Raw genomic sequence first — 23,241 nt, forward strand, 5'->3', positions numbered from 1 at the left:
CATGGCATATAGCGAAAAAGTAATTGATCACTACGAGAACCCACGCAACGTTGGTTCATTCGATAAAGAAGACCCAGCGGTAGGTAGCGGCATGGTAGGAGCCCCTGCTTGTGGTGACGTAATGAAACTTCAAATCAAGGTAACACCGGAAGGTATTATTGAAGATGCAAAGTTTAAGACGTACGGTTGCGGTAGCGCGATTGCATCAAGTTCACTGGTAACTGAGTGGGTTAAAGGTAAGAGTATTGATGAAGCAGCAGCGATTAAGAATGCTGAAATTGCTGAAGAACTTGAATTACCGCCAGTAAAAGTACACTGCTCAATTCTTGCAGAGGATGCAATCAAAGCAGCTGTTGCTGACTATAAGAAAAAACACCAAGACTAAGTAATCAGTATATAATGGGAGCCTAAAGCTCCCATTCCGTTCGCAAATCAACACACAAGGTGCAGTATGGCCATCACAATGACAGAAACCGCGGCAAGTCGCGTTAGAACATTCTTAGAAAACCGAGGAAAAGGTATCGGTTTACGCTTAGGTGTCAAGACGACTGGCTGTTCTGGTATGGCTTATGTGCTTGAATTTGTAGATGAACTTAACGAAGAAGACTCGGTATTCGAACACGAAGGTGTTAAGGTCATTATCGATCAAAAGAGCCTAGTGTACTTAGATGGTACAGAGCTTGACTATGTTAAAGAAGGGTTGAATGAAGGCTTTGAATTCAATAACCCGAATGCTAAAAGTGAATGTGGTTGTGGTGAAAGCTTCAACGTATAATTGATAGCACCTGCAAGCCTCACTTGCAGGTTGATTACCAAGGGCCGAATTCTCCATGAATTACTTTGAATTATTTGGGCTACCAAGTCAGTTTCAGCTGGATGGTAGCCTTCTTTCTTCACAATTCCGTGATCTTCAAAAACGCTTCCATCCAGACAACTTTGCCAATGGATCCGAGCGTGATCGCCTAATGGCGGTACAAAAAGCATCAGAGATTAACGATGCTTATCAAGTCTTAAAAAGCCCTCTCTCTCGTGCAGAGTACATTCTTGCTGAAAATGGTGTGGATATTCGTGGCGAACAGCAAACGATGAGTGATCCCATGTTTCTAATGGAGCAAATGGAGCTGCGTGAAGAGCTTGAAGCGATCTCGACTCAGTCTGATCCAGAAGACGCGCTATTCGACTTTGATAGCAAGGTGAGCAAAATGTACAAGCAGCATCTTCAGTCTGTTGAGCAGGAACTGAATGATGGTCTCTGGCAGCAAGCCGCTGAGCGTGTACGTAAGCTAAAATTTATCGCCAAATTAAAAAATGAAATCGAGCTAGTGGAAGAGAAATTCCTCGGCTAGTTATAGATAAGGAACCACCATGGCATTACTTCAAATCGCAGAACCGGGTCAAAGCTCGGCGCCACATGAGCATAAACTGGCTGCGGGCATCGATCTTGGCACGACAAATTCACTTGTTGCGTCTGTTCGCAGCGGCGATGCTGCAACGCTAAAAGATAAGCAAGGGCGTAGCATCCTGCCATCAATCGTCCACTATGATGGTGAGCAAACTGAAGTAGGTTATGACGCGAAAGCGCAAGCCGAAGTTGACCCACAGAACACTGTGATTTCAGTGAAGCGGTTAATTGGCCGCTCACTTGAAGATATTCAGGCTCGCTATCCAAATCTACCTTATCAATTTAAAGCGAGTGATAACGGTCTTCCTGTTCTTCAGACCGCATCCGGCGATAAAAACCCAATTGAAGTCTCAGCCGATATTTTGAAAGCGTTAGGACAGCGTGCTGAAGAAACGCTCGGGGGAGATTTAGCGGGTGTGGTGATTACTGTACCAGCATATTTTGATGATGCTCAGCGCGCCGGAACTAAGGATGCAGCTAAACTGGCGGGCCTTCATGTGCTTCGTCTTTTGAACGAGCCTACGGCGGCGGCGATCGCATATGGTCTAGACTCTGGTCAGGAAGGCATCATTGCTGTTTATGACCTCGGTGGTGGTACGTTTGATATCTCAATACTTCGTTTATCAAAGGGTGTATTCGAAGTACTGGCTACTGGTGGCGACTCAGCATTAGGCGGCGACGACTTTGATCATCTCCTCGCTGAATTCTTGATTGAAAAGGCTGGAGTTCACACCGCACTGACGGCCGAGCAAAACCGCAAGGTGCTCAATATCGCGACGGAAACAAAAATTGCATTTTCTGAGCAAGATAGTGTCGACGTTGACATCCTTGGTTGGAAAGGTTGTGTGACGCGAGAGGAATTTGAATCTTTAATTCAGCCTCTTGTAAAGAAAACCCTGATGTCTTGTCGCCGAGCACTGAAAGATGCAGACGTTGATGCGGATGATGTGCTTGAAGTTGTCATGGTTGGCGGTTCAACTCGTACACTACTTGTCCGCGAAATGGTTGGCGACTTTTTTGGCAGAACGCCGCTCACTAGCATCAACCCTGATGAAGTGGTGGCCATTGGTGCAGGTATTCAAGCGGATATTTTAGTGGGTAACAAGCCGGACTCAGAAATGCTGCTACTCGATGTTATTCCACTTTCGCTCGGCATTGAAACCATGGGTGGGTTGGTTGAGAAAATTATCCCACGCAACACCACGATTCCAGTCGCACGAGCACAAGAATTTACCACGTTTAAGGATGGTCAGACGGCCATGAGTGTTCATATTGTTCAAGGTGAACGTGAAATGGTGGATGACTGCCGCTCGCTCGCTCGCTTTTCACTCAAAGGTATTCCGCCGATGGCTGCGGGCGCCGCACATATCCGAGTGACATACCAGGTGGATGCGGACGGTTTACTCTCTGTGACTGCGATGGAAAAGAGCACGGGTGTTCAGTCTGAAATTCAAGTGAAGCCTTCTTATGGCTTGAGTGATGACGAAGTTGCAAACATGCTTCGAGAGTCGATGGCTTATGCGAAAGAAGATATGAAGGCGCGAGCTTTGGCAGAGCAACGTGTTGAAGCTGACCGAGTGATTGAAGGTTTACTAGCTGCGATGCAAGCTGATGGTGACGAGTTACTGTCTACAGCTGAAAGAGAAGTGTTGATCAAAGCTATTGAGTCTTTGATTGAACTTCGTAATGGCGAAAATGCAGAGGCTATTGAGCAAGGAATCAAGGATACAGACAAAGCAAGCCAAGAATTTGCTTCACGCCGTATGGATAAATCGATTCGAGCTGCACTGTCAGGTCAATCGGTAGATGATATTTAAGAGATAAGAAGTTATGCCTAAAATTATAGTATTACCACACGAAGATTTATGCCCAGAAGGTGCTGTACTGGAAGCAAATACGGGTGAAACTGTACTGGATGTGGCTCTGAAAAATGGTATTGGTATTGAGCATGCGTGTGAAAAATCGTGTGCCTGTACGACTTGTCATGTTGTTATCCGCGAAGGGTTTGATTCCCTGGAAGAGAGCGATGAACTTGAAGATGACATGCTAGATAAAGCATGGGGCTTAGAGCCTGAGTCTCGTTTGGGCTGCCAAGCGAGAGTTTCTGACGAAGACCTAGTAGTTGAAATCCCTAAGTACACATTAAACCACGCATCAGAAGATCACTAATCTACGTATCATCATATAGGACGTGTAATCATGAAATGGACAGACTCCCGCGACATTGCGATTGAATTGTGCGATAAATTTCCAGAAGTGGATCCAAAGACAGTACGTTTTACCGATCTACACCAATGGATCATGGAACTGGATGACTTTGATGACGAGCCTAATCGTTCAAATGAGAAGATTCTTGAAGCTGTGATCCTATGTTGGATGGATGAAATGGATTGATACTGCTGAAAAAGTCTTTCCAGTTAACAAATTTTACTAAAAATAACGGGCCTCAGTGCCCGTTTTTTTATCGAATTGACATTTTAACCCTACAAAGTGCTAACATCCGAACGTTAAGCAAAATGGCGTAGGCAACGCTAATAAAAGGACAAGGAGAAACCATGTCTACACAGATGTCAGTATTTTTGAGTCAAGAGCCCGCTGCACCGCACTGGGGGGAAAAAGCGATCCTTTCTTTCACTGAGAATGGTGCCACCATTCACCTCGGTGAAGGCCATGATCTTGGCGCTGTCCAACGCGCAGCGCGTAAATTGGATTCACAAGGTATTACGGCTGTCTCTCTAGAAGGCGCAGGTTGGGACCTAGAAAGTGTATGGGCATTTCACCAAGGCTATCGTGGACCAAAGAAAAACAACACATTAGCTTTACCTGAGTTAGTGGAAGCAGCTCAGAGTGAGTTGGAAGCGCGCATTAAAGCGACCGAATTTACTCGCGATATTATTAACAAGCCTGCTGAAGAAGTGGCACCACGTCAGCTCGCGACCATGGCTGCTGAGTTTATCAAGTCGGTCGCGCCAGAAGGTACGGTTAAAGCTCGAATCGTGAAAGATAAAGACTTGCTAGCGGAAGGCTGGGAAGGCATTTATGCGGTAGGTCGAGGCTCTGAACGTACATCGGCGATGCTCCAATTAGACTTTAACCCAACTGGTGACGAAGACGCACCAGTGTGGGCATGTTTGGTCGGTAAAGGTATTACCTTCGACTCAGGTGGTTACAGCATTAAACCATCTGGCTTTATGACGGCGATGAAAGCGGATATGGGCGGCTCAGGTACTATTACTGGCGGCTTAGGCCTCGCGATTATGCGTGGGTTGAACAAGCGTGTGAAACTGATCCTTTGCTGCGCAGAGAATATGATTTCTGGGCGTGCACTTAAACTGGGTGACATCATTACCTATAAAAATGGCAAAACCGTTGAGATTATGAATACCGATGCGGAAGGTCGCCTTGTTCTTGCCGATGGCCTTATTTATGCGAGTGAACAAAACCCTGAACTGATCATTGATTGCGCGACTCTAACGGGCGCAGCCAAAAATGCATTGGGTAACGATTACCACGCACTGATGAGTTTTGATGAAGAGCTTTCTCAACAAGCGCAATCGGCGGCAAGAGAAGAAAAGGAAGGCCTTTGGCCTCTACCTTTAGCGGATTTCCATCGTGGGATGTTACCGTCAAACTTTGCGGACTTATCCAACATCAGCAGCGGTGATTATTCTCCAGGTGCAAGTACCGCTGCCGCTTTCCTCTCTTACTTTGTAGAAGACTATAAGAAAGGTTGGTTACATTTCGACTGTGCTGCAACGTACCGTAAGTCTGCCACCGACAAGTGGGCAGCTGGTGCGACAGGTGTTGGCGTGCGTACTCTTGCAGGCCTACTCATTCAGCAAGCAAACAAATAAATCCAAGAAACAGCTCGCTGTTTCTTGAAGTAAAACAAAGAAAATAAAAGGATACCCTATGGCTCTAGAAAGAACCTTTTCGATCATTAAGCCCGATGCAGTAGAACGCAACCTTATCGGTGAGATCTATCATCGTATTGAAAAAGCGGGTTTACAGATTATTGCAGCGAAAATGGTACGTTTGACTGAAGCGCAAGCGAGCGGATTTTACGCTGAACATGAAGGCAAGCCATTCTTTGAAGATCTCAAAGCGTTTATGACTTCAGGCCCTATTATGGTGCAGGTTCTTGAAGGCGAAAATGCTATTGCTCGCTATCGGGAGTTAATGGGTAAAACCAACCCGGAAGAAGCGGCATGTGGTACGATTCGCGCTGATTACGCACTCAGCATGCGCCATAACTCTGTTCATGGCTCAGATAGCCCAGAGTCCGCAGCGCGTGAAATTGAGTTCTTCTTCCCTCAAGCTGAAATCTGCCCACGCGGATAAGCCGTGGCTTAAGTAACACAAAGGTGCTGCGAATAATGATATGAGCAGCCCTTTTTCTCTATATAAGCTCGTATAACGGGCTTAGATTGATCATAAAAACTCATCATTTACTGCTAGTATTGGTGAGAAAAGTTTTTTTTATTCACATAGGCACGCAAAGCTATCAGTCTTGACAGATTGTGATATACTCTGCGCGCAATTTATACCTTATTAACAGAGTAAGACAATGGCAGATTTATCAAAGTACAGAAACATTGGTATTTTCGCGCACGTTGATGCGGGTAAAACTACCACCACTGAGCGTATCCTTAAGCTTACTGGTAAAATCCACAAAACTGGTGAAGTACATGACGGTGAGTCTACAACTGACTTCATGGAGCAGGAAGCTGAGCGTGGTATCACAATCCAGTCTGCTGCCGTAACTTGTGAGTGGAATGGCCACCGCCTAAACGTTATCGATACTCCAGGACACGTTGACTTTACAGTAGAAGTTTACCGTTCACTTAAAGTTCTTGACGGTGGTATCGGTGTATTCTGTGGTTCTGGTGGTGTTGAGCCTCAGTCAGAAACTAACTGGCGCTACGCGAACGATTCAGAAGTATCTCGTCTGATCTTCGTAAACAAACTAGACCGTATGGGTGCAGACTTCTTCCGCGTTGTTGACCAAGTGAAGAACGTTCTAGGTGCAAACCCACTAGTAATGACTCTGCCTATCGGTCGTGAAGACGATTTCGTTGGTGTTGTAGACGTACTGACTCGTAAAGCGTACGTATGGGATGATTCAGGTCTTCCAGAAAACTACGAAGTTCAAGACGTTCCAGCTGACATGGTTGACGATCTAGAACAGTACCGTGAAGAGCTAGTTGAGACTGCTGTAGAGCAAGACGACGACCTAATGGAAGCTTACATGGAAGGTGAAGAGCCTTCTATCGAAGACCTTAAGCGTTGTATCCGTAAAGGTACACGTGACCTAGCATTCTTCCCAACATTCTGTGGTTCTGCGTTCAAGAACAAGGGTGTTCAGCTAGTACTAGACGCTGTTGTAGATTACCTACCAGCGCCAACTGAAGTTGATCCTCAGCCTCTAACTGATCCAGAAACTGGCGAGCCAACTGGTGAAGTTGCGACTGTTGACGCAGACGAGCCGCTTAAAGCGCTAGCATTTAAGATCATGGACGACCGTTTCGGTGCACTAACGTTCATCCGCATCTACTCTGGTCGCATGAAGAAGGGTGACACTATCCTTAACTCTGCAACTGGTAAGACTGAGCGTATCGGTCGTATGTGTGAGATGCAAGCAGACGAGCGTAACGAACTTACCGAAGCACAAGCGGGTGACATCATCGCTGTAGTTGGTATGAAGAACGTTCAAACTGGTCACACTCTATGTGATCCTAAGCACGAATGTACTCTTGAAGCTATGATCTTCCCAGAACCAGTAATCTCTATCGCTGTTTCTCCGAAGGACAAAGGTTCTACTGAGAAGATGGGTATCGCTATCGGTAAGATGGTTGCAGAAGATCCATCTTTCCAAGTTGAGACTGATGAAGATTCAGGTGAGACTATCCTGAAAGGTATGGGTGAACTTCACCTAGACATCAAAGTAGACATCCTTAAGCGTACTTACGGCGTTGAGCTAGAAGTAGGTGCTCCACAGGTAGCTTACCGTGAAACTATCACTCAACCAGTTGAAGATAGCTACACGCACAAGAAGCAGTCTGGTGGTTCTGGTCAGTTCGCGAAAATTGACTACCGCATCAAACCAGGTGAGCCAAACTCTGGCTTTACGTTCTCTTCAACAGTTGTTGGTGGTAACGTACCTAAAGAATTCTGGCCTGCAGTTGAGAAAGGCTTCCAAAGCATGATGGAAACTGGTGTTCTAGCTGGCTTCCCAACTCTAGACGTAGAAGTTGAACTATTCGACGGTGGTTTCCACGCAGTTGACTCTTCAGCTATCGCTTACGAAATCGCTGCTAAAGGCGCATTCCGTCAGTCTATGCCTAAAGCGGGTGCACAACTTCTAGAGCCAATCATGAACGTTGACGTATTCACTCCAGAAGACAACGTTGGTGACGTAATCGGTGACCTTAACCGTCGTCGTGGTATGATCAAAGACCAACAAGCTGGTACTACAGGCGTTCGTATTAAAGCAGACGTTCCTCTATCAGAAATGTTTGGCTACATCGGTCACCTACGTACTATCACTTCTGGTCGTGGTCAGTTCTCTATGGAGTTCGCACACTACGCACCTTGTCCAGCAAACGTTGCTGAGCAAGTAATCGCAGAAGTTAAAGAGCGTAACGAGAAGAAGTAATTCTTTACGTTAGCTAGATAGCTTTAAAGCCCCTGAAGTGAAAGCTTCAGGGGTTTTCTTTTGGGCCGTAAAGGGGCTGTTCTGAAGTACGAGTGGGACTGAATATGGCTTGCTGTATGCCTGGCTATCATTACGTTCGTTTTAGGCTTCGAGTATCAATAATCTCCAAACCACTAGGGTGTTCCTTTCTACACTCTTCAACTTGACCGAAAATCCAATCGCAGAATTGTTGAATTTTTTCACGTCTAAAATAGGCACTCGGAGCACAAAGGAAGTAATTGTAATCCGTTCTTTGTGCTAAATTGCCAATGCGCACCAATTTCCCTTCTTCAATGTATCTTTGTGCTAACGTATGTTTTGCTAGGGCAACGCCTTGCACCGCTAGAGCGCCTTCCAAAACAAAATGTGAGCCATTGTATTTTAAACTTGGCTTTGAAGCTTTATGGCCGACATTGCTGAGCCAAACTCCCCAATCTATGTCTCGCCAGTAATCTTCAATTAAATCTGCGCCTGTCAGATCGCTCAACTCGTAAATACTATGCTGTTTTTGATAGATAGGGTGACAAACCGGATAAAGCAGCTCCTCCATCAGTAACTCTGAGGCGATATTGGGGTAATTTCCGGGACCATAGCGAATACATAAGTCGAGACTGGAGGTCTGAAAATTGGCTAGCTCGCTAGTGGGTTCAATCATGAGCTCAAGATCGGGGTTTTGTTGCCTGAAATGACCAATTCTAGGCACCAGCCAGTGCTGTGCGAAAGAAGGTAAGGTTGAGATGGATAGCTGATTAGGATTCGGGTCTTGGTTGATTTGTCTAATACCACGATGAAGATGTTCAAACCCTCGCTGGGCTTGGTCGAATAGTATCTCGCCTTCCATCGTTAAAGTGACTTTACGATGCTGTCGTAGGAAAAGCTCGGTACCCAAAAAGTCTTCCAATTGCCGAATCTGTTGGCTGATTGCAGCAGCCGTTACGTAGAGTTCTTGAGCCGCAAGTTTGAAACTGCCGAGTTTTGCTGCGGTATAGAAGTAATAAATACCTTGTAAAGGAGGTAGTCGATCTTTCACTTTAGTTTTCCTTAACTGATGGTCAATCTGTATCGTTTGAGGAAGGTATCAATATAGTTAATTATTTACTCAGTAAAGACAATATCGGAGAGTAAATATGGAAACTTCAGAATATGGCTATAAGCAAAGAATATCTGACACTTTGGTTTGGGACAAAAAAATCTTAACTAAAATTGCACGCTGGTGGCGTAATCATACAACACGTAAACAACTGGAACATCTGCCAGATCACCTGCTTGATGATCTAGGTTTAACAAAAGAGCAATCGCATGGAGAAAGCATTCGACGATTCTGGGATGAGTAATCCGTAAAAGGGTTACTCTGCAATTTCACTGTGCAGCCAGTTGGTAAATGCAGCGATGCGTTGTCGGCGAGGGGATTCCTTGTCATAAAAGAGGTTGAACTGAATGCCCGGCGTCATGCCAATATCAAAAGGCTTAATGAGTAAGCCTCGCTCAACATAATCATTGGCCAGTGAATCAGAGGCGAGACAAGCCCCGTGTCCAGACATCACCGCTTTCATGGCATGATCGAATGTGCTGACTTCCATCCAGCGAACAGAGTTCTTGCTCATACGGACACCTGCTTGAGCAAACCATGACTCCCAAGGATAACCGCCGGATTCATAATGGATTAACCAACAAGCTTGAAGCTGAGAAGGTTTTTTCAAATTAATGGATTTTGCTAGGTGAGGAGAGCAAAAAGGGTAAATGGTCTCTTCGAACAGGAACTCTTTGTGGAAAGCTTTATTATTTTCTATATCGAGCTGCTCGCCTTGCCAAATCGCTAGATCGGCATCACCTTGTTTTAAGTTTGGTGCGTCGCAACTGGTTAGGATACGAATAGGGATGTTGGGATGCTGAATTGAGAACTTCCAAAGCCGAGGGAGTAGCCACCTAGATGCAAACGAAGGGGTTGAATTGACACAAAGTAAGCCTTCAATCGGTTCGCTCTGAATTTGGTTTAGGCCAGTGATGATGTTTTCAAGCCCCAAAGAGACATGCTTGAAAAGGATTTTCCCTTGTTCCGTCAGGCGCATTTCTCGCCCGTCGCGGATAAAGAGTTTACAGCCTAATCCGTCCTCAAGTTGACGTATCTTTTGACTCACCGCGGCTTGGCTGACAAACAGCTCTTCTGCCGCTCGGCTATAGCTGTTCAGCCTAGCTGCGACTTCAAAATAGCGTAAACCAGGTAGATGATGCAGTCTTGCATCCATAGAGGTTCCCTTCAATAAGCTCCATTGTGGCTATGCATCATAATGACAAATGATAAAAAAGCAAAAAGGAGAGCTTTCGCTCTCCTTGGTTTAGTCTTCCCAGACGACAAGCTGTCCTTTCGGCCAGTTGTGGCCGATGTCATGATATTTCTGTTCTAGGACATGACGTTTGATCTTTAACGTCGGAGTAAGAATGCCATTCTCAATACTCCATGGCTCTTTTATCATCAGAACACCTTTGATTTGCTCATGAGATTCCAGCTCCGCGTTCATTCTCTTGATCACTTTGTTTGTTGTTCTTTCATAGCGCTCACGATCAAAGTTAGGGAAGTCATGCGGTACAACCAAAAGGATTGGTGCCGGTAATCCAAGGCCAATCAAGCACATCATTTCTACACGACTGTACTCAAAGAGTTTTTTCTCGATAGGGACTGGCGCAACAAATTTCCCTTTTGCGGTCTTGAAGGTGTCTTTTTTGCGGCCCTGAATGGTTAAGTAGCCGTCACTGTCAATGGAGCCAATATCACCAGTGTGCAGCCAACCTTCAGAGTCAAACGACTCCTGTGTCGCAATGTCGTTCTTGTAATAGCCGGAGAAAAGGCCCTTACCGCGCACCATGATCTCATCATCATCAGCGATTTTTAGCTCGATACCAGGCCCTGCATTACCGACAGAGCCAATCTTGTCGGCTCTAAATGGGTAGTTAAGCGTGCTGTAAGCGAATGATTCCGTCATTCCCCAAGCTTCTGTGATGTTGAGTCCGACGCTGTGATACCAGTTAAGTAGTGCTGGTGAGACTGGAGCAGAACCACAGCCCAGAACACGAGCTTGATCTAGGCCAAGGCCATCAGCCAGTTTCTTCTTAATCAATGAGTTAATGAAAGGTATTTTGAGCAGGATATTGAGTTTCTTCTGAGGTAGCTTGTCTTGAATTCGCTGCTGGAACAGTGTCCATAAACGTGGAACTGAGATGAACAGCGTTGGCCTTTGCATTTTTACATCTTCAATGAAGGTGTCTAGCGATTCTGGGAAAGCGGTTGGAACGCCACCCATGATAGAAGAACCAAAGATATATACTCGCTCAGTAATGTGGGCGAGTGGTAAATAAGAGAATAGGCGGTCATTTTCTTGGATACCAATATGATCGATCAATTGTTGTACTGACCAGCTAAAGGCTCCGTAGGTGAGCATCGCACCTTTTGGTAAACCTGATGTACCTGATGTATAAACCAGCGACATTAACTTATCATCGTAATGCTCAGGTCTTGCCGTACTGGGCTGAGACTGAGCGATTAAATCATTAAAGCTGTGCTGACACTTTGGAGCGGTATCGTAGGGAAGTGCAATACTGATCAGGTTTGGCATTGAATCCAGCACTTGCTGGGTTGCTGCTGCGTCATCGAGCTTGCCTCCTATCAAGGCTTTACTTTCGCTATGAGTGACACAGTACTCAATTGTGTCCGCGCCTGCTGTTGGAAAAATCGGTACACTGACAAAATCACCAAGCATCATCGCTAAATCACAAATAAACCATTCAGCGCAGTTTTTCGAGACTAAAGCAACTTTGTCCCGAGGCTGCAAGCCTAATTCCTGCAACGCAGAAACCAGCTTAAGCGCTTTATCGGCAACTTCTGCGTAGGTAAATTCAACGAATTGACGGTTAATTATCTGTTTTAGATACACTTCATTTGGGCGTTCCTCTGCCCAGCGAAGGATCATTTCATTTGGTGGTGGGAGAGCACAAGTTGTTTTGCTTAACTCGTTAGGCTGAATCATTTTCTAACTCCATGTTATTGGCAAAGTTATGATATTTTTATTGTTAACAGCTTGTTAACTTTAGCACGCAGGGTGAAAGAGAGGGAAGCATAAGAGGATAGTTGAACAGGAACTTGTGACCGTGACGTGAAAACTAGTGAAGTTGCCGATAAATAGCCGGACTGAAGCCCGTTTTCTTTTTAAAAATACGCGCAAAGTAAGACACATCATTGTAGCCACATTGAAAGGCGATGAAGGAAATTTTCTCTTTTCGCTTTTCACTAAGCAGTTGCTTTGCAAGGCTTATTCTTTTTAGTGTTAAATAGTCTCTGAAGCTGACTCCTATCGACTTATGAAAGAACTTAGAAAAATAGGTTACTGAGTAATGACAGTACTCAGCTATATCTTCTTCGCGAATGGTGCGTGATAGGTTTTTATCAATGTACCTAAGAATCTCAACCAGATCTTTACTGATTTTCTTTTGTTCTGCTATAGCGGGAAGTTTATGGATCTCTAAGATCTCTTGGTGCTTGTTAAACTGATAGTGAACTTGCTTACTTAGCTCTTCGACCCAAGGTTTGATTGACTTATCGTTAAGATCGAGTGTTGAAAAGACAACTTCTAATTGCTCGACTTCGGGATCCAAGTGATCGCGATATAACAGAACAAGGTGTTTGTGTAGGTTTTGACAGATCTTTGCTGTAGTCAAAAACAGCGACTCAAAATTTTCTTCGTAGAAAAAAAAACAGAAATCGATGTCTGGCTCACTCAATACTGAAACGTCATAACCATAGTCAAGAAGGTGAAAAAATCTCTCTAACTCTCTCACCGTATCTTTATGAACGTAACTTATTGATTGGCCAAGCCAATATCCCTTATGCAATACATCCACTGAAAGCGCATTCCTAGGTTGTTGTTTTGTGTTCTGTTAATAAGATTAGGTGAGGTACTGATAATCTCAACTAAGACTTTCCTATCACTTTCATCCTTAGCACTATGCCCATTGAGCGTATTTATTGAGTTTTATGTATTTTATTTTGGTTATTTATGGGGTGAATGTCTCAGTTTTATTTTTGTTGGATCTTGTCAAGTATCAAAGTTGATACATGAGAAAATAAATTTCTGCTCTCGTTTGGGTTTTATCTCTATGGAAAAATTAACTATATAAAACAATATATTGTGAGGTGTTTTTTTTAATTTATATTAGGGTAAATAATCTAAATTATGACCTAAGTATTACTTTTACTTGCTTTTATTGCCTTTTTTTAAGCAAAGTTATGGCAAAAAAATACCAAAGATGAATAAAAAAATCCTAACTCTTATTCAATCAAATATCTAAATTAAAGGTTAAGCGAGACAGCTTACGTGTACTTTTAGAAAGGAGACTGGTCATGAATAAAGTACTAAACAATATTAAAGCATTTCTTAAGGATGAAGAAGGTTTAACGGTCGTTGAATACGTTGTCGGTGCTGGCCTTCTTGTTGCGGGTTTAACGGGGATTTTTACCACCTTTAGTAGCACACTGACTACTCAACTAGGTAGTATCTTTAGTTAGGTAGCCTTTTCGGAACTTATATTGATGGTTAACCTCATCATAATTCAACAATTTTGACCCATGGCTTAGGCCGTGGGTTAGTTGACTGCTAGTTAGAGAGAGTGATTGACATGATGCACATAAAGTTTTTTTGGGATGATGAAGAAGGCTTGACTGTGGTGGAATATGTGGTTGGTGCTGGCCTGATCGTAGTGGGATTTGCTGGTTTATTTATTGCTTTTAGAGGAATACTGACCACTGAATTCGCATCATTATTTAGTTAGTAGATGAAACGTAGGAAACGGCTAAATGAATTTACTTATATGGATTGTATTGTTTGCTGTAGCCGTCTCCGATGCAAAAGAACATCGTATACCTAATTCTTTTTTATTAGTTATTACTGGTTTAGCAATTATTGAAAAAACTTTTATTTCTCAAGACCTTTCCCTTCTATTTTGGTCGTTTATTACTGGTATTACTTGCTTTATTTGTACGCTACTTCTTTACTTTTTTAAATTGATGTCACCAGGGGATGTAAAACTTTTGGGTGTGGTTGGTTTCTGGTTAGGAAGCGAACATATCACTCAGGCGATATTTTGGATTGCAGTGTCAAGCGTAGTAGTGGGTGTTTTCTATGCGTTGTTACGAATAGCGGAATCCCCAGAAAAAGCGAAGGCCTTATTTAATAAATACTCTCTTCTTGCTATGTATGGTGAATCTGGTTCGAAAGTTGTAGGTGGCTCGTTCAAAAGGAAGATGAGCGACCATTACAGAATGCCATTTGCTCCAGTCGTTGTGTTAGGAATTGCAATTTATTTTTATTTTTTGAATTAATGACAAGGAGTCATTATGGTTCAGGTTACGTCTCCAATACGACATAGAACTGAGCTCACTCCGCAAGCTCCGGAGCCTCCGGTCCCAACCACTTTCGACGACTTGGGAATACCTAAAGCTGTGGTCGAAAACCTTGTTATCAAGCATATCGCTGCCTACCCCAAATCAGACATTCTTCAACTCACGAAACTCCTGTGTATCAACAGTCATTTGATTGAAGATATGATCGCATCTCTGAGAGCGAAATCTTTGGTTGAAGTGTTTCAGGCAGCCTCTAGCTCTTTTTCGGTTCAGACCAGTGGTCATGTGCGCTATGGCTTATCCGAAGCGGGGATGCAAGAAGCAGATACCGCTTTCGTTAAGGACGCATACTTGGGGCCGGTTCCAGTATCGCTGAATGCATACAGTGAGATGGTCACTGCCCAGGATGTAAGAGCGCAGATGGTCAATCGGGATGATGTCGAATACGCGCTATCCGATGTGCTGGGTGCTCACCGAATGGTTGGAGTATTAGGCCCAGCGATCAATTCTGGTCGTGCACTGCTTCTCTATGGCAGTGCGGGTTCTGGTAAAACGTTTGTCGCGACGAAGATTCTCAACTCTTTGAATACCTCTATTTATGTACCTTACTCGGTGTTTGCTGCAGGTAACATCATCAAAGTATTCTCGCCGCAACATCACAAACGCGTTCGCAGTGATGAAATTCATTCCATTACTTTCAAAGAGCATTTTGATCGCCGTTGGGCATTGTGTGAGAGGCCAAGTATCCAAGTCGGTGGTGAACTGACCATGGATATGCTGGAGGTCAATCACAGTGAACACAACAAAGTTTGGATGGCACCATTACAAATGATGGCAAACAACGGCATCTTTATTATCGATGATTTAGGTCGCCAGCCTATGCCTGTTGATACCTTGCTCAACCGTTGGATCGTGCCAATGGAATATTTTTATGACTACCTCAATCTTCCTAATGGTCAGCAGATCAGTATTCCATTTATCCTCACTCTGGCATTTTCTACGAACTTGGATCCGGAAAAGATCAGTGACCCGGCATTTTTACGTCGCTTAGGGTACAAAATCCAATTTGGGCCGTTATTAGAAGAGGAATACAGAGAGCTGTGGGGAATCATTTCTAAATCGAAAGATCTGTCCATTGGGGATGGATGCTTTGACACATTATTTGACTTACATCGTCAGCATAACGTGGGCTTTTATCCTTGTTTGCCCAAGGACATAGTCGGTATCAGCCGAGATATCATCATTTTTGAAGAAGTAGAACCCGTTATCTCCCCTGAAATAGTAAGCCGCGCGTGGGAAGTGTATTTCACTGCTGATGGCAAGGGAGGAGGTGATCGATGAGTCGCAATCAGGTGATTTTACTTTTTTTACTCTCTATTGCATTTGGTTTAGGCGCCGTATTTTTTGCTAAACAGTGGATGGATAGACAAATGCAACCTCAGACAGAAGTCGAGGTGGTGGAAAGGGAGCCGGTGATTGTCAGTACGCAGGAAATTTTAGCGGGGAGTGTGATTGAAGAACAACACATCACCACCAAGCTGCTTGAGAAAGCATGGCGTGATGAGTTCCAGTTTTCTAACGCAGAAGATTTAGTTGGCCAAGTGGTGGCCACCAATATCTACCCGGGAGAGATTGTAACTACTCACCGTTTGGCTAGGCCTGGAGAAGGGTCAACCTTAGCGTCGTTAATCCCAGAGAATAAACGAGCCGTGACCATTCGAGTGAATGATGTTATCGGTGTGGCTGGGTTCCTACTGCCAGGGAATAAAGTCGATGTACTGAACACGATCAAATACAGTTCGACATCGGCCTCGACGGTGACGGTTCTGAAAGAGATTAAGGTGTTGGCTGTTGACCAGACAGCAAAAACCAAAGAGAACAAGCCGATTATTGTTCGCGCGGTGACGTTAGAAGTGTCACCAAGAGAAGCAGAGAAACTACTCTCTGCTCAGAGTAAAGGCGAAATTCAGCTTGCTCTACGTAATCCTCACGAAGAAGAAAAAGTCGTCAAACGCTACGTTGCACCCAGTGTCACCATTATCAAAGGCACCGAATCTCGCAACATCAGAGTCAAGGACTGAGGTGAACCATGCGAAATCTAATAATTCTAATCTCCTTATTGTGTTTTAGTGCAGCTGGTACCCATGCGGCAACCCAGTCAAGTAAGGCTGTTCTAGTTCCGCATCATAAATCTACTCACGTGACGTTAGCCGGAAAAGCTAAGCGAGTGTCGTTGGGTGATCCGGAAGTACTGGATATCGTGATGCTGAAATCTGATGAAGTGTTCTTGATTGGTAAAAAGCTCGGCTCAACCAACTTAATGGCTTGGGATAGCCGAGGACGGTTGATCGAATCGATTAATATTGAGGTGACGCATGATCTCAATAGCTTGAAAGCGAAGCTGTTTGAGTTTTTACCGGATGAAGAGATCAAAGTGCACAGTGCTCAAAACCGTCTGATCTTAAGTGGGCAAATCAGCAATCAAGCGGCAATGAACATTGCATTGAGAGTGGCGGAAACTTACGCTGCGGGTGAAGAAGTTGACAAACAGACGGTCTCATTAAGCAAACAAGTGGATAAAACGGGTGTCATCAACCTAATGACTATTGGTGGTGCTCAGCAAGTCATGCTGGAAGTCACCGTCGCTGAAGTTCAAAGAAGCTTAGTACGTAAGTTTGATGCGAATTTTCACTTCTTTCAACAAAGCGGTGACTTCGGTTGGGGAGGAACCTCTGCTGGTGGGAGTATTGGTGATACTGGCAGCGGCGTGATTGGTCCCATTCTGAATAACCCCGCAATCGATAGTACGGGTTTATTGGGCACTTTCATTGATGGCAATACCTTATTCACTTTTGCCCTTGATATTGCCAAGCAAAACGGGACGGCGAAAGTGTTAGCTGAACCAAACTTGACTGCATTAAGTGGTGCTAAAGCCGAGTTCCTAGCGGGGGGAGAGTTCCCAATCCCTGTACCAGATGATGATGGTATTACTATTGAATACAAAGAGTATGGGGTTGGGCTGAAGTTTATTCCGACCGTACTCACAGACAAGAAAATTAACCTCAACCTTGCTATTGATGTCAGCGAAATTGCTAATACATCCTCGTTAACACTCAGCCCAGACCTGACTAATACCACCTACGTTATTCCTCCGATTACGAGACGAAGCGCCTCTTCGACACTGGAATTAGCGGATGGTCAAACCATAGGTATTGCAGGCCTTATTAGTGAAAACGTCAGAGATATTGTCGGAGAAATGCCCGGCTTTAGTGATATTCCCATCCTAGGCCAAATGTTTAACAGTCAAGAGTATATTTCGGGTGAAACTGAACTGGTTATTTTAGTCACCCCAAGGCTGGCAAGGCCGGTGGACCGTAATAAAGTGTCGCTACCCACAGACTCCTTTGTGGAGCCGAACGACTTTGAGTATTACTTGCTAGGTCGCGGTGCATATATTTCTCCAGATAGCCCTCACCAGACCCACCAAGTCAATGATGAAAGTTTTATTGATCATTCAAAAGGTGGCACTGAAGGCACATTTGGTCACAGCTTATAGGGACGATTAGCATGAATAATAATCTATTAATCATTAGTGTTTTTTGCTCATCATTATTGCTCTTAGGTTGTGTTAATAATGCTGAAAGGTTAGGGGCTCATGTTGCGAAATTGCAAACGGAGCAAACCTATAATTTGAATGCCACCCGAGACAACTTGGGTGTGATTCCAACGGGCAGTGGTGAACGAATGGAAGGTGCCTATCAGGTTTATACCGGTAAGCAGGATATGGATCTGGAAGGTACCGACAGTCAATTTGTTGAAGAAGGGCAAAGTAAGTAGCCCTTAAGGAAACCACTATGAATTTGGCAAGGCGATGCCGGGGAACGCCAAACCGGCAAAGAGGCTTAGTATTAGTCATGGTGACTGTTGCAATGCTCGCTTTGATGGGAGTTGCAGCTTTATCTATAGATGTGAACCACGCGATTCTAAACAAGACACGCTTACAAAATAGTGTTGACGCAGCAGCGCTGGCCGCCGCAATTGTGATGGATAGCGAAGGGACTAACGCCGATGCCACATCAGCTGCGAATACTACTCTGAGTAATATGGCTGGAGCGACCGGTAACGATGAGATGGATTTCTCCTCTGCCAGTGTTTCGATTGAATATTCTAATGATCCCGCTATTTTTCCTCAGGCAAGCTACAACGCTAACTTAGATACCTATGTCCGTGTCACAGTCAGCACTTACCCACTCGACAACTTTTTTGCCAGTATTTTTGGGGTTAATAAGCAACTCGGAGCGAGCGCGGTTGCAGGACCTAGCCCAGGAGCAGATGCTGTCAATGTTGTGCCTATGGCGGTATGTGAAGGTGATGATGGCGGCTCATCGGGCTATACGTCAGGAGATTTGTATGCTCTCAAGTTGGCTGATCAAAAACTAAGCTCCATGGGGAGTGGTAATTATCAACTTTTGGACTTTGGTTCAGGTGCAAGCACAGTAAGAGAAGGATTAGCTGGAAAGTATGTGGGAAGCGTTGCCATCGGCGATACTGTGACAACCAAGCCGGGTAATTCTGTCGGGCCTGTCGGGCAAGGTTTGAATACGCGTTTGGGGATTTATAGTGGGGGGGGTGTTTCTTCAAGTGATTACCCACCTGATATATATGTCAGAGAGCCAGCAACACCAGCAACTGCAGACAGTGATGGCAATATTACTTATACCGATACCAGCGGCGCAGGCGGGACGCCATGGGGCTATGAGGATTATCAAGATGCTCTTCCTGACTGTACAGGGGATGCTGACTGTCGAATCGCGTCTGGAGGTCAGCATGACAGAAGAATACTGGTTGTTCCTATAGTTGACTGCTCTTCTGCAAGTGGTGGTACAAGCTCATTTACGGTCACTGCCCTTGGGTGCTTTTTTATGCTTCAAGAAGCACCATCAAACAATGGTAGTAAACAGCCAGTGATTGGTGAATATCTTGAAGACTGTTCTGCCAGAGGAGGCAATCCAGGTCAGAACTCTAGTAGTGATGGGCCTTACCTCATTGTGTTGTATAAAGATCCGAGTGGGGAGGAGTCATGATGCATCCCAACTACTCGACGAAAAAACTGAGACAAAGGGGCTTAGCAGCCGTCGAGATGCTGATTGCCGTCCCTGTCTTGATGATGGTCTTAATGTCGATTACCGAGTTCGGTAACGCATTTATCCAATACGCAACGCTAAATAAGATGGCGCAGAGTGGCGTTCGCTATGCAACAGCAGGAGTGACTGGGACGGCGACCTACGACCAAATCGCTGATGTTGATGAGATAAAAAATATGGTCGTGTACGGCCATACAGGAACGGGTTCCATATCGTTGATGTCTGGTATCAGCACGTCAGATGTTGTCGTTAATCACTCTAGTGGTTATGTCACTATTACGATCAATCATACCTATACCCCGATTATCTCTGGCTTTAGTTCCACCATTAACTTTAATGTGCCGCTTAATGCCTCAGCCATGATGAGGACGGCGCCATGAAGCTGCAAAAAGGGGTCACCATCATAGAGTTTACCTTAGTGTCGACGACGTTATTACTGCTCATTTTTGCTGTAATTGAAGTCGGGCGCTATGTCTATTCACTACAAGTGATGAATGATATGACTCGGGTCGCGGCGAGACTGGCAGTGGTATGCCGAGTTCAAGACCAAAATGATATTCCAGCTTTAGCTTTATCTGACAATGCCCCTGTGGGGTTCACCGCCGCTAACTTAACGGTGGAGTATCTTGATGCTTCGGGAAATGTCGTGACAGGAACTCTGACAGATAACGATGTGTTTTCTACAATTGAATATGTAAGAGCAAGAGTTGTCGATTTTGATTATCAATTTACGGGCTTGCTGAGCTTTGTCAGCTTAACGGGGTTGTTAGCCGTACCAGAATTCGAGACAACACGTCCAAGAGAAAACTTAGGTCATCATCGAGAGACGCCGACAAATCCAACCAATAGCACGGATTGTTAGGAGAGGCTTATATGGGAGAGGCGGTTAAGCTAACACCGAATGGAGATAGTCCAATCCGATTAAAAACGAGCTTAACAGTTTGGGTATTTTATTCGTCTGATGCTTTTCATCTACACATCAGTCACGAGCTATCAAAATGCCAAAGCATCAGTTTCGAAATGATTTCATTTCATGGGTTGGTGGTGAGCAATTTGTCTCATTTTGCACCGCCGGACCTTATTTTTGTCGAGACTGGGCCTAACTGGGCGCAGAAAATTGTTGAGCTACAGCAGTTTGAAGCACCTGAATCCCATGATACTGGGCATGATGCATCGCTGATCGTTTTTGGTAATGAGAGTGACAATGGAGCCTTGAAAATCGCTTTGCGAATAGGCGCCACAGACTTTATGTCTGACAAAGCCACGCTTGAAGAACTTGTACCGCTTTTAAAAAATATCGCTGAAGAAAAAGTGGCCAGCCGCCACTTAGGTGAATTACTGGTGTTTATGAATACCAAAGGGGGCGCTGGTGCCTCTATGCTGGCACTCAATACGGCGATTACGATAGCGAAAAGGCACCCAGATGAAGTGTTACTACTCGATCTTGATATGCAGTTTGGTGTGATTGAAGATTACCTGAATGTTAATAGCACTTATGGCCTCGCTGATGCCATCGCCAATGTGTCTGACTTGGATGAAGTCTCCTTAGGTAGCTTAGTCACCAAGCATGAATCTGGTTTGCATGTAATTGGTTTCAAAAGAGAAAGTAGTCACGATAATTTTGAAAAAGCCCATCATATGAATAAGCTCATTCCGCTATTGAGAGAGCGTTATCCTTATGTGATTGTGGATTTATCTCGAGGTTTAGACCGATTGTTTGCTTCGGTGATCTCCCCAGCAACAAAGATATTTTTGATTACCCAGCAAAATTTAGTCGCGATTAAAAATACCACTCAAATTCTGAAATTACTGACATTCGAATTTGGTGTATCCAAGGAACAGATGGAAGTAGTAGTTAATCGATATGAGAAGCGTCAGTCAATCAAACTCAAAGATGTTAAAGATACCGTAGGTAATATAGAAGTTCATACCGTACCTAATGAGTTTAAGGTGGCTATCGAAAGTGCCAATCTTGGTCGCCCATTTATTCAAGCTAAGAAAAGCAGCTCAATCGCTAAGTCTGTCAGAAAATTCGCCAACACCTTATTACCCGACCAAGACGTCAAAAAAGGTTGGTTTAAAAAGCTATTTTCATAGTTGGCATTGTGCATAAAAGGGACGCTTTATGTTTTTTAAAAGAAAAAATATAAACCCAGAACTACAGCAAAAAGTTGCCGAAGCAGAAGAAACGCAGAAACCACTGCAACAAGAACTTACCCCAACGGTCACTGTAGACGTTCAGGTAAATACGGAAGTGGCCGAAACCTTTCAAGAAAGACGAAAGTTAGAAGCTGAAGCGAAAGAACATGCTGTTGAAGAGGCGAAGAAGCAACTTGAGCAAGAATTAGCGGTTAAGCACTATTATCATCAAAGGTTGCTTGAAACTCTCGACTTAGGACTATTGGCAAGCCTTGAAAAAGACAGAGCCAGAAGAGAGCTCCACGATGCCATTGTTCAGTTAATGGCGGACGATCAAACGCATGCTTTAAGTGCCGAAGGCCGTAAGCGTGTGATACAGCAAATTGAAGATGAGGTGTTTGGTTTGGGTCCTTTGGAGCCACTGCTCAAGGATCCAACCGTTTCCGATATTTTGGTCAATGGCCCTAAACATGTCTTTGTTGAACGAAGGGGTAAGCTTGAGTTAACGCCCTATACGTTTCTCGATGAGCGTCATTTGAGAAACATCATTGACCGAGTAGTCAGTCAGGTTGGTCGACGTATCGATGAAGCTTCCCCTATGGTCGATGCTCGTTTAATTGATGGCTCTCGTGTGAATGCCATTATCCCGCCATTAGCGCTTGACGGTTCATCCGTCTCCATACGCCGCTTTGCGGTGGAAAAGCTCAATATGGACAACCTGCTGAACTTTAATTCTCTATCACCGGAAATGGCCAAATTTGTCGAAGCCGCTGTCCGAGGGGCGATGAATGTACTCATCTCAGGTGGTACCGGTTCAGGAAAAACCACCACACTAAACATCTTCTCTAATTTCATTCCATCTGATGACCGTATTGTGACTATTGAAGATTCCGCTGAGCTACAGCTTCAACAGCCACATGTGGTGCGGTTAGAAACGCGACCTGCCAACCTAGAAGGTAAAGGTGAGATTACTCAGCGAGATTTGGTAAAAAACTCCTTACGTATGAGACCAGATAGAATTGTGCTTGGGGAGGTGCGGGGAGCGGAAGCGGTAGACATGCTAGCGGCCATGAATACTGGTCACGATGGCTCTTTGGCAACCATTCACGCTAACACCCCTCGCGATGCCCTTTCTCGGGTTGAAAATATGTTTGCGATGGCAGGCTGGAATATGTCCGCCAAGAACCTCAGATCTCAGATTGCTTCTGCGATTCACCTTGTCGTTCAAATGGAGCGTCAGGAGGATGGTAAACGTCGTATGGTCAGTATTTGTGAAATCAATGGCATGGAAGGCGAGATTATTACCATGTCTGAAATCTTTAAGTTCCAGCGAAAAGGGATGGACGAAGAAGGCAACGTCATTGGTTACTTTACGGCCACTGGCGTTGTTCCTCAATGCCATGACCAATTGGCTAAAAAAGGGATGCACTTGCCGTTTGATATTTTTAATGAGTCTTACTCATAAGGAGGG

At 44.6% G+C, this 23,241-nt stretch carries 26 protein-coding genes; 22 read left to right on the plus strand and 4 right to left on the minus strand.

What is annotated here, in order from left to right; translation table 11 throughout:
- The first annotated feature begins 1 nt into the window (after position 1).
- From iscU to fusA, 9 genes are all read left to right on the plus strand, one after another.
- Complete coding sequence (gene iscU, locus CTT30_RS02750) at positions 2–385, plus strand: Fe-S cluster assembly scaffold IscU (RefSeq protein ID WP_239837389.1); 384 nt, start codon at positions 2–4, stop codon at positions 383–385.
- A gap of 66 nt (positions 386–451) precedes the next feature.
- A complete protein-coding gene (iscA, locus tag CTT30_RS02755) occupies positions 452–775 on the plus strand; it encodes an iron-sulfur cluster assembly protein IscA (RefSeq protein ID WP_004747799.1) in 324 nt (107 codons plus the stop codon).
- Between the two features lie 55 nt (positions 776–830).
- Complete coding sequence (hscB, locus tag CTT30_RS02760) at positions 831–1,346, plus strand: co-chaperone HscB (RefSeq protein ID WP_252035967.1); 516 nt, start codon at positions 831–833, stop codon at positions 1,344–1,346.
- A gap of 19 nt (positions 1,347–1,365) precedes the next feature.
- The gene (gene hscA, locus CTT30_RS02765; protein WP_252035968.1) at positions 1,366–3,219 is read left to right on the plus strand and encodes a Fe-S protein assembly chaperone HscA; all 1,854 of its coding nucleotides are present in this window, start codon (positions 1,366–1,368) and stop codon (positions 3,217–3,219) included.
- Between the two features lie 13 nt (positions 3,220–3,232).
- A complete protein-coding gene (fdx, locus tag CTT30_RS02770; protein WP_239837392.1) occupies positions 3,233–3,571 on the plus strand; it encodes an ISC system 2Fe-2S type ferredoxin in 339 nt (112 codons plus the stop codon).
- Positions 3,572–3,601: 30 nt separating this feature from the next.
- On the plus strand, positions 3,602–3,796 hold the full coding sequence (gene iscX / locus CTT30_RS02775; RefSeq protein ID WP_239837393.1) for a Fe-S cluster assembly protein IscX: 195 nt from the start codon (positions 3,602–3,604) through the stop codon (positions 3,794–3,796).
- Positions 3,797–3,957: 161 nt separating this feature from the next.
- The gene (gene pepB, locus CTT30_RS02780; RefSeq protein WP_252035969.1) at positions 3,958–5,256 is read left to right on the plus strand and encodes an aminopeptidase PepB; all 1,299 of its coding nucleotides are present in this window, start codon (positions 3,958–3,960) and stop codon (positions 5,254–5,256) included.
- Between the two features lie 58 nt (positions 5,257–5,314).
- Complete coding sequence (ndk, locus tag CTT30_RS02785) at positions 5,315–5,743, plus strand: nucleoside-diphosphate kinase (RefSeq protein ID WP_239871451.1); 429 nt, start codon at positions 5,315–5,317, stop codon at positions 5,741–5,743.
- A gap of 226 nt (positions 5,744–5,969) precedes the next feature.
- Entirely contained in the window at positions 5,970–8,057 is a 2,088-nt protein-coding gene (gene fusA, locus CTT30_RS02790; RefSeq protein ID WP_252035970.1) for an elongation factor G, read from the plus strand.
- 130 nt (positions 8,058–8,187) lie between these two features.
- Here fusA and CTT30_RS02795 read toward each other — a convergent pair whose 3' ends face one another.
- Positions 8,188–9,126 (minus strand): LysR substrate-binding domain-containing protein, encoded by a 939-nt coding sequence (locus CTT30_RS02795; protein WP_252035971.1) that lies wholly within the window; start codon positions 9,124–9,126, stop codon positions 8,188–8,190.
- Positions 9,127–9,223: 97 nt separating this feature from the next.
- Here CTT30_RS02795 and CTT30_RS02800 point away from each other — a divergent pair, with 97 nt between their 5' ends.
- A complete protein-coding gene (locus CTT30_RS02800) occupies positions 9,224–9,430 on the plus strand; it encodes a DUF1127 domain-containing protein (RefSeq protein WP_239837398.1) in 207 nt (68 codons plus the stop codon).
- 12 nt (positions 9,431–9,442) lie between these two features.
- On the opposite strand, the gene CTT30_RS02805 is transcribed toward CTT30_RS02800, so the two are convergent.
- The 3 genes from CTT30_RS02805 to CTT30_RS02815 form a co-directional block, all read right to left on the minus strand.
- Positions 9,443–10,342: a LysR substrate-binding domain-containing protein gene (locus tag CTT30_RS02805; RefSeq protein WP_239837399.1), complete on the minus strand. Its 900-nt coding sequence runs from the start codon at positions 10,340–10,342 to the stop codon at positions 9,443–9,445.
- A gap of 90 nt (positions 10,343–10,432) precedes the next feature.
- Positions 10,433–12,118, minus strand: coding sequence for an AMP-binding protein (locus tag CTT30_RS02810; protein ID WP_239876716.1), 1,686 nt, complete (start codon positions 12,116–12,118; stop codon positions 10,433–10,435).
- 133 nt (positions 12,119–12,251) lie between these two features.
- The gene (locus CTT30_RS02815) at positions 12,252–12,989 is read right to left on the minus strand and encodes a helix-turn-helix domain-containing protein (RefSeq protein ID WP_239837401.1); all 738 of its coding nucleotides are present in this window, start codon (positions 12,987–12,989) and stop codon (positions 12,252–12,254) included.
- 499 nt (positions 12,990–13,488) lie between these two features.
- Here CTT30_RS02815 and CTT30_RS02820 point away from each other — a divergent pair, with 499 nt between their 5' ends.
- The 12 genes from CTT30_RS02820 (at position 13,489) to CTT30_RS02875 (ending at position 23,235) form a co-directional block, all read left to right on the plus strand.
- The gene (locus CTT30_RS02820) at positions 13,489–13,653 is read left to right on the plus strand and encodes a Flp family type IVb pilin (protein ID WP_252035972.1); all 165 of its coding nucleotides are present in this window, start codon (positions 13,489–13,491) and stop codon (positions 13,651–13,653) included.
- Between the two features lie 110 nt (positions 13,654–13,763).
- On the plus strand, positions 13,764–13,916 hold the full coding sequence (locus CTT30_RS02825) for a Flp family type IVb pilin (RefSeq protein ID WP_252036662.1): 153 nt from the start codon (positions 13,764–13,766) through the stop codon (positions 13,914–13,916).
- A gap of 25 nt (positions 13,917–13,941) precedes the next feature.
- Positions 13,942–14,466, plus strand: a complete 525-nt coding sequence (locus tag CTT30_RS02830) for an A24 family peptidase (protein ID WP_252035973.1) — start codon at positions 13,942–13,944, stop codon at positions 14,464–14,466.
- Between the two features lie 15 nt (positions 14,467–14,481).
- Positions 14,482–15,828 (plus strand): DUF8689 domain-containing protein, encoded by a 1,347-nt coding sequence (locus CTT30_RS02835; protein WP_239876719.1) that lies wholly within the window; start codon positions 14,482–14,484, stop codon positions 15,826–15,828.
- Complete coding sequence (gene cpaB, locus CTT30_RS02840) at positions 15,825–16,568, plus strand: Flp pilus assembly protein CpaB (protein ID WP_239837406.1); 744 nt, start codon at positions 15,825–15,827, stop codon at positions 16,566–16,568. The genes CTT30_RS02835 and cpaB overlap by 4 nt, the downstream gene beginning before the upstream one ends.
- An 8-nt stretch (positions 16,569–16,576) precedes the next feature.
- Positions 16,577–18,043, plus strand: a complete 1,467-nt coding sequence (locus CTT30_RS02845) for a type II and III secretion system protein family protein (protein ID WP_239837407.1) — start codon at positions 16,577–16,579, stop codon at positions 18,041–18,043.
- Between the two features lie 11 nt (positions 18,044–18,054).
- Positions 18,055–18,324 (plus strand): hypothetical protein, encoded by a 270-nt coding sequence (locus CTT30_RS02850; RefSeq protein WP_239837408.1) that lies wholly within the window; start codon positions 18,055–18,057, stop codon positions 18,322–18,324.
- A 17-nt stretch (positions 18,325–18,341) separates the two neighbouring features.
- Positions 18,342–19,571, plus strand: coding sequence for a pilus assembly protein TadG-related protein (locus CTT30_RS02855; protein WP_252035974.1), 1,230 nt, complete (start codon positions 18,342–18,344; stop codon positions 19,569–19,571).
- Positions 19,568–20,011: a TadE/TadG family type IV pilus assembly protein gene (locus tag CTT30_RS02860; protein WP_239876722.1), complete on the plus strand. Its 444-nt coding sequence runs from the start codon at positions 19,568–19,570 to the stop codon at positions 20,009–20,011. The genes CTT30_RS02855 and CTT30_RS02860 overlap by 4 nt, the downstream gene beginning before the upstream one ends.
- The gene (locus CTT30_RS02865; protein ID WP_239876723.1) at positions 20,008–20,493 is read left to right on the plus strand and encodes a TadE/TadG family type IV pilus assembly protein; all 486 of its coding nucleotides are present in this window, start codon (positions 20,008–20,010) and stop codon (positions 20,491–20,493) included. The genes CTT30_RS02860 and CTT30_RS02865 overlap by 4 nt, the downstream gene beginning before the upstream one ends.
- Before the next feature lie 11 nt (positions 20,494–20,504).
- Positions 20,505–21,728, plus strand: a complete 1,224-nt coding sequence (locus CTT30_RS02870; protein WP_239876724.1) for a CpaE/TadZ family protein — start codon at positions 20,505–20,507, stop codon at positions 21,726–21,728.
- 28 nt (positions 21,729–21,756) lie between these two features.
- Positions 21,757–23,235: an ATPase, T2SS/T4P/T4SS family gene (locus CTT30_RS02875; protein WP_239876725.1), complete on the plus strand. Its 1,479-nt coding sequence runs from the start codon at positions 21,757–21,759 to the stop codon at positions 23,233–23,235.
- Positions 23,236–23,241: the final 6 nt, after the last annotated feature.

The sequence above is a fragment of the Vibrio coralliilyticus genome (assembly GCF_024449095.1).
In the GTDB taxonomy this organism is placed as follows: domain Bacteria; phylum Pseudomonadota; class Gammaproteobacteria; order Enterobacterales; family Vibrionaceae; genus Vibrio; species Vibrio coralliilyticus_A.

Coding starts and splice junctions, on each gene's coding strand:
- CTT30_RS02820 (WP_252035972.1), top strand. CDS start 13,489: ATGAATAAAGTACTAAACAATATTAAAGCATTTCTTAAGGATGAAGAA.
- iscX (WP_239837393.1), top strand. CDS start 3,602: ATGAAATGGACAGACTCCCGCGACATTGCGATTGAATTGTGCGATAAA.
- iscU (WP_239837389.1), top strand. CDS start 2: ATGGCATATAGCGAAAAAGTAATTGATCACTACGAGAACCCACGCAAC.
- CTT30_RS02800 (WP_239837398.1), top strand. CDS start 9,224: ATGGAAACTTCAGAATATGGCTATAAGCAAAGAATATCTGACACTTTG.
- CTT30_RS02870 (WP_239876724.1), top strand. CDS start 20,505: ATGGGAGAGGCGGTTAAGCTAACACCGAATGGAGATAGTCCAATCCGA.
- CTT30_RS02825 (WP_252036662.1), top strand. CDS start 13,764: ATGATGCACATAAAGTTTTTTTGGGATGATGAAGAAGGCTTGACTGTG.
- cpaB (WP_239837406.1), top strand. CDS start 15,825: ATGAGTCGCAATCAGGTGATTTTACTTTTTTTACTCTCTATTGCATTT.
- CTT30_RS02865 (WP_239876723.1), top strand. CDS start 20,008: ATGAAGCTGCAAAAAGGGGTCACCATCATAGAGTTTACCTTAGTGTCG.
- CTT30_RS02860 (WP_239876722.1), top strand. CDS start 19,568: ATGATGCATCCCAACTACTCGACGAAAAAACTGAGACAAAGGGGCTTA.
- ndk (WP_239871451.1), top strand. CDS start 5,315: ATGGCTCTAGAAAGAACCTTTTCGATCATTAAGCCCGATGCAGTAGAA.
- CTT30_RS02875 (WP_239876725.1), top strand. CDS start 21,757: ATGTTTTTTAAAAGAAAAAATATAAACCCAGAACTACAGCAAAAAGTT.
- CTT30_RS02835 (WP_239876719.1), top strand. CDS start 14,482: ATGGTTCAGGTTACGTCTCCAATACGACATAGAACTGAGCTCACTCCG.
- CTT30_RS02845 (WP_239837407.1), top strand. CDS start 16,577: ATGCGAAATCTAATAATTCTAATCTCCTTATTGTGTTTTAGTGCAGCT.
- CTT30_RS02805 (WP_239837399.1), bottom strand. CDS start 10,342: ATGGATGCAAGACTGCATCATCTACCTGGTTTACGCTATTTTGAAGTC.
- fdx (WP_239837392.1), top strand. CDS start 3,233: ATGCCTAAAATTATAGTATTACCACACGAAGATTTATGCCCAGAAGGT.
- CTT30_RS02855 (WP_252035974.1), top strand. CDS start 18,342: ATGAATTTGGCAAGGCGATGCCGGGGAACGCCAAACCGGCAAAGAGGC.
- CTT30_RS02810 (WP_239876716.1), bottom strand. CDS start 12,118: ATGATTCAGCCTAACGAGTTAAGCAAAACAACTTGTGCTCTCCCACCA.
- pepB (WP_252035969.1), top strand. CDS start 3,958: ATGTCTACACAGATGTCAGTATTTTTGAGTCAAGAGCCCGCTGCACCG.
- hscA (WP_252035968.1), top strand. CDS start 1,366: ATGGCATTACTTCAAATCGCAGAACCGGGTCAAAGCTCGGCGCCACAT.
- hscB (WP_252035967.1), top strand. CDS start 831: ATGAATTACTTTGAATTATTTGGGCTACCAAGTCAGTTTCAGCTGGAT.
- fusA (WP_252035970.1), top strand. CDS start 5,970: ATGGCAGATTTATCAAAGTACAGAAACATTGGTATTTTCGCGCACGTT.
- CTT30_RS02830 (WP_252035973.1), top strand. CDS start 13,942: ATGAATTTACTTATATGGATTGTATTGTTTGCTGTAGCCGTCTCCGAT.
- iscA (WP_004747799.1), top strand. CDS start 452: ATGGCCATCACAATGACAGAAACCGCGGCAAGTCGCGTTAGAACATTC.
- CTT30_RS02850 (WP_239837408.1), top strand. CDS start 18,055: ATGAATAATAATCTATTAATCATTAGTGTTTTTTGCTCATCATTATTG.